Source organism: Opacimonas viscosa (genome assembly GCF_024199005.1).
Classification (GTDB): domain Bacteria; phylum Pseudomonadota; class Gammaproteobacteria; order Enterobacterales; family Alteromonadaceae; genus Opacimonas; species Opacimonas viscosa.
In genome coordinates this window covers 1-265 of record NZ_JANATA010000173.1, presented here as the reverse complement: position 1 = coordinate 265, position 265 = coordinate 1, and the positions used below count along the sequence as shown (strand labels likewise).

Below are 265 nucleotides of genomic sequence, written 5' to 3'. Positions count from 1 at the left end.
GGCTGGGATGTAACTTTTTCAGCACCCAAGTCAGTGTCTATACTCTGGGCTCGGGCTGATGAAGAGGTGCGCAAAGCCATTCAGGCAGCCCAACAAGTCGCTGTCGAGCATGCGCTGACCTTTATTGAAGATCGCGCCGCTTACACCCGACGTGGCAAAGGGGGCAAAACGCTAGAGCGCACAACAGGACTTATTGCAGCATCCTTTGAGCACAGTACCTCACGGGCGCAAGACGCCCAGCTGCATACCCATTGTCTTATCGCTA

Annotated in this window: 1 protein-coding gene; it reads left to right on the top strand. The window is 54.7% G+C overall.

Features of this window, described 5'->3' with window-relative positions; translation table 11 throughout:
* Positions 1–33: 33 nt before the first annotated feature.
* A partial coding sequence (locus NLF92_RS13175) for a relaxase domain-containing protein (protein WP_254102682.1) occupies positions 34–265 on the top strand: 232 nt, incomplete at its 3' end.